This window comes from Radicibacter daui, assembly GCA_030657355.1.
GTDB lineage: Bacteria > Pseudomonadota > Alphaproteobacteria > Radicibacterales > Radicibacteraceae > Radicibacter > Radicibacter daui.
Map to the genome: position 1 here is coordinate 54,088 of CP131057.1, position 14,771 is coordinate 68,858.

Genomic DNA, 14,771 nt, shown 5'->3' on the forward strand with positions numbered 1-14,771 from the left:
TCCTCGTGGCCTGTCCGTCCAACGCTCTCTTTGGGATGTGTGGCTCCGGAGCCGCGTCAGCTGCTGGAGCCGGTGTTGGTATAGGCCTTCAGAGTGTTCTGGGTGTTGTTGAGTTCGGCCAGCAGGGACTGCACCTGGGTGAACTGGCTCTGCATGCGGGCCAGATAGCTGGTCAGGTTATCTTCAAGGCGGGAAATCTGATCCTCAAGCTTGGTATTCTTGGCGGTCAGATTGTCCATCTCGCTTTTCATGCTGCCGTTCGTCTGATCCATGACACTGGTCAGGTAGCCGGCGGCGATGTCCGCGATGCCATCGGTAATCTTGAAGGTGGTCGAGACCGAAGCCTGACCGGGCCTGATGTCTCCGCCGGAATAGGCAAAGACGAAACCATCGAGATCGCCGGTGCCCCGGATGATGCCGTTATCGACGGTGCCGTTGTAGCCGCGCACTTCCCAGTCGTTGTAGGAGCCCGGGGTGGTCGCGGCGTAATCGCTGACGGTGAAGCTGAGCTTGCCGGTGGTGGAGTCATAGCCGGAGACGGTGCCAATGATGTAGGTGCCATCTTCGTCACCATTCTTGGCAATCTCGATCTTGTCGCCCGCAGCAAAGCTTTTGCCGGCCTGGATCGTCATCTCATGTTCGGTGGTCAGGAAGTCCGAGGCCGAGAGATCGAGGCTGGTGCCCTGACGCACGACATCGACATTCGACAGCGTGCCGGTGCCGGATTTGTCGATCATCGTGTACTGAACGGTCTTGGTCGCGCTGTCATACCCCGTGACCTTGGCGGTCATGTACTGGGTTGCATCACTCTGGCTGGAAACCTTGATAACGTCTCCGACGCCATAGGCCGTGTCCGTATCGAGCACGAAGCTGCCCGAGCTGCTGGACTTGGCGGCAAACAGGTCGATCCCGACGGTGGAGGCCGTTGAAGTCAGGGTGGAGGAGGTGGCGGTATTGCCTTCGTAATTGAGCAATACCTCCTCGCGGTCCATGTTGAGGGTCCAGTTGGTGATCGGACCGGTTGCATCCTGATTGGATTTGCCGACCACCTTCATGGACACGGAACCGCCAACGGAATCGTCGACGGCAGTGATGGTGGCGACGAAGAAGTTATTGGAGTCGTTGGCGTCGACCATCTGGACGGACTGGCCGACCTTGAGGCCGCCATTGACGCCCATATTCTGCACATCAATGCTGTTGATATCGAAGGTCAGCACGTTGTCGGCTTGCAGCACGTCCATCTCGATGCCGCCGGCCGGGTTCGTCACTGTCGTGCCCCGCACTTCGCCGCGGTTTCGGATGACAGCTTCGACAGTGCCTCCCGCCAGAGAGTTCGGGATGACATCCGGACGGTCAATCGACGAAAACTCGGGATTGCTGCTGGTTGCCTGATAGGAGAAGACAGCCTTCACCTGGTCGAAATTGGTCAGCAGCGCGTTGTTGAGCTTGGTGTCGTCGATGGTCAGCTTGTTGCTGGCATCAAGCGTGATGCCGACATCGGCCAGGGTTGAGTAGCTGCCGGTGCCAAGCTCGATGCCGAGCGCGCTGCCGGTGATGGCGGAACGCAACTGCTGGCTCACGGAGCGCAGCAGGCTGTTGCCGTAGAGCAGCGCATCTTCCGATACCGTGCCGTCACTGCCGATGGCCGACTGTGCTTTGATGAAATCCCGCAATGCGTTGTAGGAATCCACGAAGTCGGTGATGGCGGTCTTGGCAGTCGAGACGTCGTCTTCGACCGACACATTGATGGTGTCGTTCGGGGCGCTGTCGTAAATCTGGAAAGTCAGGCCGGAGATCAGATCGTCGAAGGTGTTGGTGCTGCGCACGGCGACGAGGCCGTTATATTCCACCTTGGCCGAAAGCTGCTCTTCGAACTTGCCGTCGGTGAGGCCGAGCACACTGGTCGCATTGGCATCGGCGGTGATGTTCAGCGGGCTGTTGGAATTGGTGGAGTTGATGAGCAGCCGCACCGACCCGTCTGCCTGCGAATAGACGCTGGAAGAGACGTTGGCGATGCCCAGGCCGTTGATATAGTCCGACAGCTCCTGAACGGTGACCACACCGTCGCCGCCGGCTGCCGCACTGAGATCGAGCGCCGTGCCGTTGATGGAGATCGAATCCGTCGTGGAAAGGCCGGTATTGGCCGCTTTGGACGCAAAGCTCTGCGAAGTCTGCTGCAATGAGCTGAAATTCAGATCGGAGAGCACGCCCGCATCGCCGCCGATATCGAGCACCTCGCCGGTTTCCGTGCCGCTGATGACCAGACGATAGTTGCCGTCGCTCAGCTGCAGCACCTGTGCCTTGGCGTTGGCCGCCGTCGATTTGGCATTGATGGCATTGGCGACATCGGTGAGCGACATGTTCGCGGTCAGCGCGATATTGGTGCCGTTGATGCTCAGGTTGCCGGCAGAGGTGATAACTGCAGCGGTCTTGCTGGACTGCGCCTGGGCGAGCTTCTGGTCAGCCGTTGCCGTTTGCAGCACCTTGATCTGGAACGTACCGGTCGCGGCCGCTGAAGTGGCGCTGATCCCGATAACGGCGTCCGGATTGGAGAGGGTGCCTGAGGTTGTATAGGCGGCCTTGCCCTCGAAAGCGTCGGTCACCGAGCTGAGGAGCCCGGGATTGCGCAGCAGAGTGGACGCCGCCTGAAAATTGGTGAGCAGGGTCTGGAAATCGGTGAGCGCGGACAGCTTTTTGGTGTTGGTGTCGATGAGCGTCTGCTTCTGGGTAATCGGAACCCGCTTGGCTTCCTCAAGGTTCTTGAGGATGTCCTCGACATTCACACCCAGAACCTGGGTGTTCAGCGTGGTCGTGCCGTTGGAGTTCGTCTGGATATTGCCGAAGCTGATGTCTGCCATTTGAAGCTCTCCTGCCCTCCGGGGCGCCACTTTCCGGGAGTGCCGGAAAATCTTGCCAGAAACGGGGAAAGGCGGCTGCTCAAAACTGCCTGACCCGTAGAGAAGGCGATTGCCGACGGCACAAAATGCCCGTCTGGATATTTGCTGCCGATGGCTTATGCAAGCTGTGGGCCGTTTTTGCCCCAGGCGATGCCGTATCGGTCGAGCTTTCCAGTGTGCCGCTTGCCGGCGATGCTCAGGCGCTGTGCGCCCGGTCCGACGGCCCCGGATGCCGCCTCCCGAAGGAGACGGCATCCGGGGTTTCGTCAGCTGATGTTGTCAGGCTTAGCCGATGAGACGCAGCAGCTGCTGCGGCATCTGGTTGGCCTGGGCCAGCATGGAAACGCCGGCCTGCATCAGGGTCTGGGACTTGGTGAAGGAGATCATTTCGGAAGCCATGTCGACATCATAGAAGGTGCCGCGGGCTGCCGAGGAGTTCTCCACCTGGGTCGAGATGTTGGCCTGGATGAACTCGAACCGGCTCTGCTGGGCGCCGATGTTGGCAAGCCCGGTGTTGACGGTGTTGAGAGCGCTGTCCAGGGCGATGCTGGCCTTGCGGGCATCATCCTTGGTGTTGATGTTCATACCGGTAAGGCCGAGGGCATCGACGGTCGCGGCGGTCATGTTGACCGTGAGATCGTCGCCCGCGATTTCAGAGACCTGGAACACGAAGTTCTGGCCGCTGCCCTTGCCGACATTGAACACCATCTGGGTCATGTCCTTGCTCGAGTCGAAGGTGTTGCCATTCGAACCGAGGGTCAGGGACAGACCATTGGAGAACTGAACCGTCTGATTGCCATCCGAGCTGACCTTGGCCTTGAGAACGGTGACACCGTCCGTCAGCTTGAAGGTCTTGTCGTCGGCGCTGTAGGACAGGGAATAAGTGCCGGGTTCGGTGGTCGCGGACGCCTTGATGGTCTGGTTCACGCCCATTTCGAAGCCATTATAGCCATCGTTATTGGCGGAAGCGGACTGGAAGCGTGCCGGGTTAGCACCGGAGGTGGGGTCGAGACCGAGCAGGCGCTGCAGGCCGACCTGCAGTTCCGGAAGGGTGTCGAGAGAGGTGCTGGCCGTCGAGCTGAGGTTCAACGAGATGACGTTGTCAGCATCCGTGGTGCTGATGAGGTTCAGCTGGCCGTTGTTGGTGGCGGAGAAGCCCTTGGCCTGGAAGGTCTGGCTGCCGACGACGAGAGAAACGTCGAAGGCGGAGCCGTTCTTCGTGACCGTGACACCGCTCGCCACGCCGTCGATGAAGCCGGCAGTGTTGGTGGTGTTGATGGAACCCGAGAAGCCGGCCGTGGCGGTGTTGAGACCGAAGGCGGATTCGGAGTTGCCGATATTGAAGGTGGCGCCACCGAGCAGGTTCTGCAGGTTGGTCTGGAAGGAACCAGCCGTGCTGAGGGTAGAGGAAGCGGTGGAGCCATAGTTGATGGCCAGCACGTTGCCGCTGTCGCGGGTGCTGGTGAGCTTCAGCACGCCGCCGTCGGTGACGGTGACGGACGAAGCACGGAAGGTTTCACCATCGATCACGGCCTGGACGGTGTAGTCGCTGGCGGAGCCATTGACGGTGATATTAGCGGCGGCGGTGGTGCCCTGGACCACGCCACTGGAGGCGTCGAGGTTCAGGAGCGAAGTGGTGTTGAAGCCGCTGGAGGTCGTGCCGGCGCTGGAGATGCTTTCGGCATAACCGACCTGGAGGGTGGAGTTCTGCAGCAGATTGTTGATCTGCGTTTCCATCTCGCTGTCGGTATCGATGTTGGCAACCGAGGAGCCGACATCGAAAGCGATCTTGTTGCCGGAGTTGGTGCTGCTGGTGAGCACGAGCACGCCGTTGGCCTGGACCTCGGAGGAACCGGTGAAGGTTTCGCCGTCGATGGCCAGGGTCACAACGCCGTTCGTCACATCGGCGCCAACGGTGTTGGCGGCGCCAAACACATGCTGGACATAACCCGAGGAAGCAGCGGAGTTGAGCGTGCCGGCAAAGCCGCCCGCACCGGAGTTGAGGCCGGTAGCAGACTTGTTGTTGTTGGCATATTCAACCTGGCCCGAGCCGCCGGTGAGCAGCGAGGTGCCGTTGAAACGGGTCTGCTTGGCGGTGCTGTCGACCTGGTTCAGGAGCAGACCGAATTCCTGCTGGGCGTAGGAGACTTCGGAAGCACCGAGGGTGTCGTTGACGACCTGGGTCGCCAGCACTTTCATGCGGTCGAGCATGTCGGAGATGTTGGAGAGACCGCCAGCGGCCACCTGCAGCAGGGACGAACCCTGGGAGGCGTTACGGGAGGCTTGTCCGAGCGACGAGATCGTCGAGCGCATCTTGTTGCTGATGGAGAGCGACGCAGCGTCATCCATCGGCTTGGTGATGCGGGTGCCCGAGGACATGCGGGCGATGGACGCGGAAGAGGAATTGCTGTTGGTGTCCAGATTGCGCTTGGCAGTCAGGGCAGCCGTGTTGGTGCTGACGGAAATCATTTCAAATGTCCTCGCATCTTGCGATTTCCACACCTCATACCTGAGGCGGGAGCCATCTTGGCTTCCGTAATATTAAGGAAATGGCGGGCAAGAGGCAAGCACAATGCCGCGCAGGGCGCGCGGGGGCCAGAGCCGGGGACGTGGTCTAAACGTCTGAATTGGCTGCCGTTCTGGCAGGGTTCACAAAATGAGGAACTGGATCAAAAGGATAGGGTGTTCTGGTCGGGATACCTCTGGAAAAGAAAGGGCCCCGGCGTTTTGTTCGCCGGGGCCCTCGTTTTAGCCCTTTGCTGTTTCAGGCTTAGCCGATGAGACGCAGCAGCTGCTGCGGCATCTGGTTTGCCTGAGCCAGCATGGAGACGCCGGCCTGCATCAGGGTCTGGGACTTGGTGAAGGAGATCATTTCGGAAGCCATGTCGACATCATAGAAGGTGCCGCGGGCTGCCGAGGAGTTCTCCACCTGGGTCGAGATGTTGGCCTGGATGAACTCGAACCGGCTCTGCTGGGCACCGATGTTGGCAAGCCCGGTGTTGACGGTGTTGAGCGCGCTGTCCAGGGCGATGCTGGCCTTGCGGGCATCATCCTTGGTGTTGATGTTCATGCCGGTAAGGCCGAGGGCATCGACGGTCGCGGCGGTCATGTTGACGGTGAGATCGTCGCCCGCGATTTCAGAGACCTGGAACACGAAGTTCTGGCCGCTGCCTTCGCCGACATTGAACACCATCTGGGTCATGTCCTTGCTCCAGTCGAAGGTGTTGCCGCTGGACCCGAGGGTCAGTGACAGACCATTGGAGAACTGGACCGTCTGATCGCCATCCTTCTCGAGCTTCGCCTTGAGGACGGTGACACCGTCCGTCAGCTTGAAGGTCTTGTCGTCGGCGTCATAGGACAGGGCATAGGTGCCGGGCTGGGTGGTTGCGGACGCCTTGATGGTCTGGTTCACGCCCATTTCGAAGCCATTATAGTCATCGTTATTGGCGGAAGCGGACTGGAAGCGTGCCGGGTTAGCACCGGAGGTGGGATCGAGACCGAGCAGGCGCTGCAGGCCGACCTGCAGTTCCGGCAGGGTGTCGAGAGAGGTGCTGGCCGTCGAGCTGAGGTTCAACGAGATGACGTTGTCAGCATCGGTGGTGCTGATGAGGTTCAGCTGGCCATTGTTGGTGGCGGAGAAGCCCTTGGCCTGGAAGGTCTGGTTGCCGACGACGAGGTTAACGTCGAAGGCGGAGCCATTCTTCGTGACCGTGACACCGCTCGCCACGCCGTCGATGAAGCCGGCGGTGTTGGTGGTGTTAATGGAACCCGAGAAACCGGCCGTGGCGGTGTTGAGGCCGAAGGCGGTCTCGGAGTTGCCGATATTGAAGGTGCTGCCGCCCAGCAGGTTCTGCAGGTTGGTCTGGAAGGAGCCTGCGGTGCTGAGAGTAGAAGAAGCACTGGAACCATAATTGATGGCCAGCACGTTGCCGCTGTCGCGGGTGCTGGTGAGCTTCAGCACGCCGCCGTCGGTGACGGTGACGGACGAAGCACGGAAGGTTTCACCATCGATGACAGCCTGGACGGTGTAGTCGCTGGCAGCGCCGGAAACGGTGATGTCAGCGGCGGCGGTGGTGCCCTGGACCACGCCGCTGGAGGCGTCGAGGTTCAGGAGTGAAGTGGTGTTGAAGCCGCTGGAGGTCGTGCCGGCGCCGGAGATGCTTTCGGCATAACCGACCTGAATGGTCGCGTTTTGCAGCAGATTGTTGATCTGCGTTTCCATCTCGCTGTCGGTATCGATGTTGGCAACCGAGGAGCCGACATCGAAAGCGATCTTGTTACCCGAGGCGGTGGTGCTGGTGAGCACGAGCACGCCGTTGGCCTGGACGTTGGAGGAACCGGTGAAGGTCTCGCCATCGATGGCCAGGGTAACAACACCGTCCTGGACATCGGCACCAACAGTGTTGGCGGCGCCGAACACATGCTGGACATAGCCCGAGGAAGCGGCGGAGTTGAGCGTGCCGGCAAAACCGCCCGCACCGGAGTTGAGGCCGGAAGCGGACTTGTTGTTGTGCGAATATTCAACCTGGCCCGAGCCGCCGGTGAGCAGCGAGGTGCCGTTGAAACGGGTCTGCTTGGCGGTGCTGTCGACCTGATCCATCAGCAGGCCGAATTCCTGCTGGGCGTAGGAGACTTCGGAAGCACCGAGGGTGTCGTTGACGACCTGGGTCGCCAGCACCTTCATGCGGTCGAGCATGTCGGAAATGTTGGAAAGGCCGCCGGCGGCCACCTGCAGCAGGGACGCGCCCTGTGAGGCGTTGCGGGCTGCCTGGCCAAGCGACGAGATCGTCGAGCGCATCTTGTTGCTGATGGAGAGCGACGCAGCGTCATCCATCGGCTTGGTGATGCGGGTGCCCGAGGACATACGGGCGATGGAGGAGGAAGAGGCGTTGCTGTTGACGTCCAGATTGCGCTTGGCAGTCAGGGCGGCAGTGTTGGTGCTAACGGAAATCATGACGGTGACCTCGCTTCTTGCGAATTACGCGTCTCGTACCTGAGACGGGAGCCATCACGGCTTATAGAGGCTTATATCCGGGCTCCGTGTGTTGCACAAGATTTTTAATAAAATTTGATCTAAATTTTTCCGAATTCAGAAAGGCGCTCTGTTCAAGCTTTTGGCGCAGGCCTTGACGCCAGCCGGAAAGCTGAGCCCTGTTTTCGGATAAGCGATTGCAAATGTTAACGAAAGAAGCCGCATCCTGCGCAATCAGCTGGCCAAGATCCAGATGAGAAAGGATGCTCGCCCCCACCCGTGCGGCATGCCTGTCACCGGCAAGACAGACGACGGGGACCCCCATCCACAGGGCTTCGAAGGTCGTGGTCGTCCCATTATAGGGCACGGTATCGAGGGCGATATCGATCCCGGCATAGGAAGCAAGATGCTCTGCCACGCTGCTGCGAGAGCCGAGGAAATGAAGCCGGCCGGCATCGATACCTTCGCTGGCGAAACGTGCCAGCAGCGCCGATCCCGTTCGTGGGTCGGCAAGGGCACGGGACTTCAGCACAAGACGCGAACCCGGCACGGCGCGCAGCACGGCGCTCCACAGCCGGATCGTGCGGTCCGACAGCTTGGCGATATTGTTGAAGCTGCCAAAGGTAAGGGGGGCATCCGGGCTGGCGGCGGCTTTCGGCACCGGAGCCTCCTCGGGCGGGCGATAGCATAAAAAGCCGTCCGGCAGCCGGATCAGGCTTTCCGTAGCATGGGCCTCATAGCCCGGCGGGTCGGCAATCGCATCGGTGATACGCCAGCCGATTGTGCCAAGGCCGGTCGTGTTTGGATAACCGAGCCAGGTGATCTGGGCCGGAGCGGGTTTAAGCGCAAAGATATCAAGCCGGTTGTCGGCGCTGTGGCCGGCAAGGTCGATCAGGATATCGATACCGTCGTCCCGCACGGTGCGGGCAATGACTTCAGCCGGGCGACCGACCGTGTCGCGCCAGCCATCCGCCAGTTTGCGCAGCCGGGCCGACTTGTCGTCCGGACGGGCAAGCTCGGCGTACAGAATGGCATCGAAACCGGTTTTTCCCTCAAGAAGGGGTTCCAGAAAGAAAGATACCGAATGCCAGCGCAGGTCCGGAGAGACGAACCCCAGACGCAGCCGGTCTCCCCGCCGGGAGAGGGATGCCGGAGCGGCGAGGGGCAGGGTGAAGCGCCGGCCCCAGTCTTCATGCTGGCGGCGGCTCTCTTCGGGCGGGGGGCCATCGACATAATTGCCGGTGAACAGGCGGTTGGAGGCGATGGCCGCGTTCTGTGGATCCAGCCTTTCGGCCTTCTCCAGCAGACAGAGGGCTTCCTCGGCCCGTGCACTCTCGGTCAGACAGTTGGCAAGATTGGCCAGGGCCTCGGCATAGGCCGGGGTAATGGCGAGCGCCGCCTCAAGTTTTTCGACCGCAGCGCTGGTTTGCCCTCTCAGCTGCAGCACCCGGCCCAGATTGTTGAGCGCCACGGCATTGGCGCCGTCGCGGGCGATCGCTTTCTCAAGCAGCTGCTGTGCGGCCGGCAAGTCGCCTTGCTGGAGCAACAATGTAGCGGCGTTGACCTGGGCGGCGACATGATCGGGGGCAAGGGCAAGCAACTGGCGAAAGCAGCTCGATGCTTCTGGAAGGCGGCCCAGCCGCTTTAGCAGGTTGCCCTTGTTATTGAGGGCCTCAAGGTGCCCCGGCGCCAGTTCGATGGCACGGTCATAGCCGGCAAGCGCTGCTTCAATCTCTTCGGTCGATGCCAGAAGATTGGCAAGATTGTAGTGGGCGCTGGCATAGGCGGGGTCAATCGTCAGGGCTTGGCCGAAGGCGTCTCTGGCCGCCGGCGCGTCGCCGGACGCGATGAGGGCAGACCCCAGATTGTCGAGGATCACGGCGCTGGAAGGGGCGAGTTCGGCGGCCTTGCGCAACAAGGGGACGGCCTCTGCCGCTCGCCGTGTCTGGTTCAGCAGGGCACCGAGATTGTTGAGAAACCCGGGGTTCAGCGGGTCGAGCTCCAGCCCGCGTCGCAGCAGCCTCTCTTCATCGTCGCGTCGGCCCTGCTGGCGATAGAGGCTTTCGATAGCGCCAATGAGGGCGATCTGACGCTCTCTGGAGAGCCGGGCAAGCAGACCTTCCGCAGCAGGCCCGTTTCCTTCCCTGAGCCCCAGTTCGGCCAGTGCCGAGGGCAGGCTCTCCTCACCGGGAAACCTCCTTACTCCCTCCTCAAGCACCTTGCGCCGCGAAGCTTCATTCCCCGCTGCCGCCAGGAGCGAGGCGAGATTGCTATAATATTCCGGTTTCGCGTGCGGTCGCTGGATGGCCTGTGCCAGCAATTGTATGGCGTCTGCCGTTGCGCCCGATCTGGCGCTGGCAATAGCCGTAATCTGCAATATTTCCCCGTCGCTCTTGTGCTCTGCAGGCAGGTTCGCAAAAAAAGAGCGCACGCCCGGGAAATCACCTGCCTGAAGCGAGGACAGCAGCAGTCTTCGCATCTCTTCTATGGTGGTTGCGGAATTCAATGCCATTATGAAGCAGACACCGGCCGGTGATTTATCATTACCGGCCTATCATAGAGTGAGCGGCTTCGCTATGTCCGCTCCGACCGGTACGCCGGCGCAGAATTCTCCAAGGAAGGAAACGGTATGTCCGCCGACGATCAGCAGCCCCACAGCATCTCGGCCCTGCGCTCGATACCTCAGGTGCTGGCGGACGGGCTGGAACAGCACCGGATGGGCAACCTGCCCCGGGCGGAGCAGGAATACCGGACTGTCCTCCTTTTCGATCCTGAAAATCACGATGCCCTCCATCTGCTTGGCGTGCTGATGGATCAGAAGGGCGATCATCAGGAAGCTGCCCGGCTTCTCGAGCGGGCTGTCGCCAAGGCACCGCACGTGGCGATGTTCCGGCTGAATTTCGGCAACGCCCTTGTCGGGGCGGGCCGCCTGGAAGAGGCGCGTGCTGCGTATAACAAGGCACTGGAGCTTTCCCCCGGCATGCCGGAGGCGAAGGCAGGGCTCCAGCACCTTGGCTGAAAGCCGCAGTTTTCCTTGAAAGAAGGGCCTGTGGCGGCTGGGGGTGGAAAAAATTTCCCTGCCGTCGCCACGGCTCCATCTTGCGTTGGAGGTGATGGGTAATTTTTGCCTAATTTATAAATAAGATATTGATTTTCATATATAAAAAGCACTTGGCACGCTGCGTGCTTTGATCGGTTCGGCTCTAACCAGTTCACGACCGCCGTGTGTCGGCGGCCCTTTCGTGAAAGGAAAGGATCGGACCTATGCTTTCGGCCACGACCAATACCGCAGCAATGCGGGCACAGCACAACCTGAACACATCGAGCGACGCGGCCTCTGCCTCGATCTCCCGTATGTCGTCGGGTACCCGTATCGTGAAGCCGTCGGATGACGCTGCTTCGCTCTCCATCAGCAACAAGATGCGTTCCAACATCTCCTCCCTGCAGCAGGCTGCTCGTAACGCCTCGCAGGGTGCCTCGCTGCTCCAGGTGGCAGCCGGCGGTCTTGGAAACATCTATGACATGCTCGAGCGCATGAAGGTGCTGGCGACCCAGGTCGTCAACGGTACCCTGGGCGCCTCGGAAATCTCCTATGCCCAGCAGGAATTCGGCCTGCTGATGGATCAGGTGGACAGCACTGCCGAGCAGACCCGCTTCAACGGCGTGTCGCTGCTGACCGGCGGCTCGGGTCACACCGAATATTCACACAACAACAAGTCGGCCTCGAACCTCAATTCCGTGGCCGCAGGCTTCACCGGTGCCATCGACTCTGCCGCCTCCTCCGGCTATGTGCAGCATGTCTTCGGCCCCGCCAGCCAGGTGAATGTCACCGTCGAGGACGGTGTCATCAGCCTCGTGGCCGGCGACGAAACCTTCTCGGGCTCCAGCGAAGTGACTGCCGGCGGCGTGCTGGTGCTGACCAGCACCACCAACACCGGCAACAAGATCGCTTTCGATCTCGCCTCCTCGGTCACCGCGATCGATACCGACAGCGAGATGCAGACCGAGATCAAGAACCTGCTGTCGAACTCGACGCTGCAGATCGGTTATGCCGAGAGCATTTCGCTGAATGCCGCCGCCACCGGCGCATCCGGCTTCAACATGACCTCGGTACTGAACCTCGACGCTTCCAGCGGCATCGTGCAGGGCACCACCACGGCCGCCGACATCACGGTCACCGGCTCCGCCAGCGACTACACCGTCCAGGCCGTCATCGATGGTGAAACCTTCCGTGCGTCGTCCGTCACCGTCACCGACGGCGGTGTGCTGAAGCTCACCAGCACCCGCGACAGCGGCAACATCCTGGCGATCAATTTCGGCTCCAGCGCCTCCACCCAGCTCAGCACCGCGACCTCGTTCGAGACCTCGCTCGACACGCTGCTGGGCGGCGCCACTTTCAACATCGGCAACTCTGAAGCCGCCTACGGCCTCAACACCGCGACGGCCGGCTTCTCGGGCTCCATCAACACCACCAACACCGCCGGCTTCATCGACGGTGTGGCGCAGAGCGTCACGGTCACGAAGAATGGCTCGGCCTTCGACGTCAATCTCGTCGTCGGCAACCAGACCTTCCAGGCCAAGGGCTTCTCCGCCACCAACAATGGCCAGCTGAACCTCATCAGCACCACGGACCAGGGCAACGTCATCTCGCTGAACCTGAGCTCCACGGCCGGTACGTCGCTCGATACGCTGCCGGAACTGCAGGTTGGCCTGCAGCGTCTGCTCGGCCTCGACCCGTCCTCGGGCGCCAATCCGGCCCGCTTCGAGTCCGGTTCGGCCAACAATGACGACTTCAACGGCATGACGATGGGCGTGGACACGACCATCAAGTCCGGCTCGGCCACCGCGCCCGGCACTTATGCCCTGTCCTACGACGCCGACACCAAGACCTTCAAGCTGACGGACGGCGTCACGGTCTACAACGTTCAGGCCACCGACAATGCCGAGCAGACCATCCAGTTCGCCAATGGCGTGACGGTCAGCCTTGGCGGCGACGGCAACAACTTCGACTGGGATCAGTCGATGACGCAGATGGTCTTCAAGGTCTCCGAGGGCACCGGCCAGAAGTTCAACTTCCAGGTCTCGGAAATCCCCGGCGACGATCTCACCATCAACATGACCGCTGCGACGACCGATGCGCTCGGCCTCACCGGTATCAACATCAACACCGATGTAGACGCCCGTGCCGCCAGCAAGGCGATCGATCTGGCAATCAACGCCGTTAACACCGGCCTTGCCAATATCGGTGCCCAGCAGAGCCGCTTCGAATTCATCCAGTCCAACATCTCGACCCAGGTGGAGAACTCGTCCGCCGCCCGCGGCACCTTCTACGATGTCGACATGGCATCGGAGATGATCGAGTTCACCAAGAACCAGACCCTGATGCAGGCCGGCGTTTCCATGCTGGCCCAGGCCAACCAGATGCCGCAGCAGCTGCTGCGTCTCATCGGCGGCTAAGCCGGGTCTGGCATCAGACCCTGGTTAGGGCCGAACAAGGTCTGATCACCGGCGCCGGGGAAACCCGGCGCCGGTTGCTTTTTGGGGTGGTTGACAATCAGCTCGCCGCCCGCTCGTGTGTGTCCCGCAAGACAAGGGCTCGACGGGGAAGGCTGCGGCATCATGCGGATCGTATTTCACAACAAGGACGCCGGGCTGTTCGCCGACTGGCAGCAGGCGCTCGCCGCCCTTCTGCCCGGCGCTGAATTGCTCGATCTGGCCGGCGTGCCGGCAGGTGCGGCGGCTGACTACGCCATCGTGTGGGGCGTGCCGCCTGAAGCCCTTGGAAAGATCCGTGGCCTCAAGGCCATCTTCTCTGCCGCTGCGGGCGTCGACCATCTGGCCACCAGCGCCTTTGCCGGAATTACGGTGCCCGTCGTGCGGCTGCTTGACGCCGGCATGGCCGTGCAGATGGTGGATTATTCGATGTTCGCGGCGCTCCGGCAGCTGCGCGATATCGACGCCTATGAAGATGACAGCCGGCAAGGCCGCTGGCAGCCGCTCGCGGTGAAGGATCGCGCTGACCTTGCCATTCTGGTGCTGGGAACCGGTGAGCTGGGAGGCGCTGTTGCGTCTGCACTGGCGGCCTACGGCTTCGCCGTGACCGGTTGGAGCCGCAGCGGCCGGGGGCCTGCCGAAATCAGCATGAAAAAGGGCCCGGAAGGCCTCGACGCGGCGCTGCCTGAGGCCGATGTCGTCATCGCCCTGCTGCCCTCGACGCCGGATACGAAGCATCTGCTGGATGCGCGCCGTCTCGCCCTTCTTAAACCGGGGGTAAGCCTCGTCAATCTCGGTCGGGGCAGCCTCATTGATGAGGATGCGCTGCTGGCGGCTCTGGAAGGCGGCCGGGTTGGCCGCGCCACGCTGGATGTCTTTGCCGTCGAACCCTTGCCGGATGGACACCCGTTCTGGGGCCATCCGCGAATTACCATCACGCCGCATGTCGCCGCCCAGACCCGCATCGGTCCTGCGGCCAGACAGATTGCGGAGAATGTGCGCCGCATGGAGGCCGGGGAGGCTCCTGCCGGCCTGGTCGACTGGTCACGGGGTTATTGAGCTCTCCCGCAAACCCGCCACCGCCGCGGTAAAAGCGGCATCCCGTGTAACGAAATGCAGGGCCTGCGCGGCGGCGTTGCCGATGGCAAGCCGGGCGGCGTCGTGGACGCCGGGAGGAAGATCATCGGCCCCTTCGAGGCTGCGCCGGTAGCGCGGGGCATCGTCCGGTCCGCTCAGCGTTACTGTCAGGACAACCCGCGCATGGCTGGTGAGAAACCGGGTGGCAACCCAGCTGCAGGGGGTGACGTCCATCCTATCGATCCGGATGACAAGCTGCGGAGTATTCCTGTCCTGTGAGGTCTCAAGGCTGTAGCCGGTGCGTTGCAGTTCTTCCCGCGCTGCCGCGTCGA

The 14,771-nt window shown here is 61.5% G+C and carries 8 protein-coding genes; 3 read left to right on the forward strand and 5 right to left on the reverse strand.

Going from position 1 to position 14,771, the window contains the following annotated elements; translation table 11 throughout:
- Positions 1–56: 56 nt before the first annotated feature.
- From fliD to QTL98_RS20125, 4 genes are all read right to left on the reverse strand, one after another.
- A complete protein-coding gene (gene fliD, locus QTL98_RS20110; RefSeq protein ID WP_445682607.1) occupies positions 57–2,858 on the reverse strand; it encodes a flagellar filament capping protein FliD in 2,802 nt (933 codons plus the stop codon).
- 324 nt (positions 2,859–3,182) lie between these two features.
- Entirely contained in the window at positions 3,183–5,366 is a 2,184-nt protein-coding gene (locus tag QTL98_RS20115; protein ID WP_445682608.1) for a flagellin N-terminal helical domain-containing protein, read from the reverse strand.
- 301 nt (positions 5,367–5,667) lie between these two features.
- A complete protein-coding gene (locus QTL98_RS20120; protein ID WP_445682609.1) occupies positions 5,668–7,851 on the reverse strand; it encodes a flagellin N-terminal helical domain-containing protein in 2,184 nt (727 codons plus the stop codon).
- 61 nt (positions 7,852–7,912) lie between these two features.
- Entirely contained in the window at positions 7,913–10,300 is a 2,388-nt protein-coding gene (locus QTL98_RS20125) for a tetratricopeptide repeat protein (protein WP_445682610.1), read from the reverse strand.
- Between the two features lie 198 nt (positions 10,301–10,498).
- Between QTL98_RS20125 and QTL98_RS20130 the strand changes: the two genes are divergently transcribed.
- The 3 genes from QTL98_RS20130 to QTL98_RS20140 all read left to right on the forward strand — a co-directional run bounded on the left by QTL98_RS20130 (position 10,499) and on the right by QTL98_RS20140 (position 14,421).
- Complete coding sequence (locus QTL98_RS20130; RefSeq protein ID WP_445682611.1) at positions 10,499–10,888, forward strand: tetratricopeptide repeat protein; 390 nt, start codon at positions 10,499–10,501, stop codon at positions 10,886–10,888.
- Between the two features lie 245 nt (positions 10,889–11,133).
- Positions 11,134–13,326: a flagellin N-terminal helical domain-containing protein gene (locus tag QTL98_RS20135; protein WP_445682612.1), complete on the forward strand. Its 2,193-nt coding sequence runs from the start codon at positions 11,134–11,136 to the stop codon at positions 13,324–13,326.
- Positions 13,327–13,488: 162 nt separating this feature from the next.
- Positions 13,489–14,421: a 2-hydroxyacid dehydrogenase gene (locus QTL98_RS20140; protein ID WP_445682613.1), complete on the forward strand. Its 933-nt coding sequence runs from the start codon at positions 13,489–13,491 to the stop codon at positions 14,419–14,421.
- Here QTL98_RS20140 and QTL98_RS20145 read toward each other — a convergent pair.
- Entirely contained in the window at positions 14,407–14,673 is a 267-nt protein-coding gene (locus tag QTL98_RS20145) for a hypothetical protein (RefSeq protein WP_445682614.1), read from the reverse strand. The genes QTL98_RS20140 and QTL98_RS20145 overlap by 15 nt on opposite strands.
- Between the last annotated feature and the right edge of the window lie 98 nt (positions 14,674–14,771).

Bases quoted from the DNA above. Each gene is read 5' to 3' on its own strand.
- fliD (WP_445682607.1), bottom strand. From the start codon at position 2,858: ATGGCAGACATCAGCTTCGGCAATATCCAGACGAACTCCAACGGCACG.
- QTL98_RS20115 (WP_445682608.1), bottom strand. From the start codon at position 5,366: ATGATTTCCGTCAGCACCAACACGGCTGCCCTGACTGCCAAGCGCAAT.
- QTL98_RS20120 (WP_445682609.1), bottom strand. From the start codon at position 7,851: ATGATTTCCGTTAGCACCAACACTGCCGCCCTGACTGCCAAGCGCAAT.
- QTL98_RS20130 (WP_445682611.1), top strand. From the start codon at position 10,499: ATGTCCGCCGACGATCAGCAGCCCCACAGCATCTCGGCCCTGCGCTCG.
- QTL98_RS20135 (WP_445682612.1), top strand. From the start codon at position 11,134: ATGCTTTCGGCCACGACCAATACCGCAGCAATGCGGGCACAGCACAAC.
- QTL98_RS20140 (WP_445682613.1), top strand. From the start codon at position 13,489: ATGCGGATCGTATTTCACAACAAGGACGCCGGGCTGTTCGCCGACTGG.
- QTL98_RS20145 (WP_445682614.1), bottom strand. From the start codon at position 14,673: ATGGACGTCACCCCCTGCAGCTGGGTTGCCACCCGGTTTCTCACCAGC.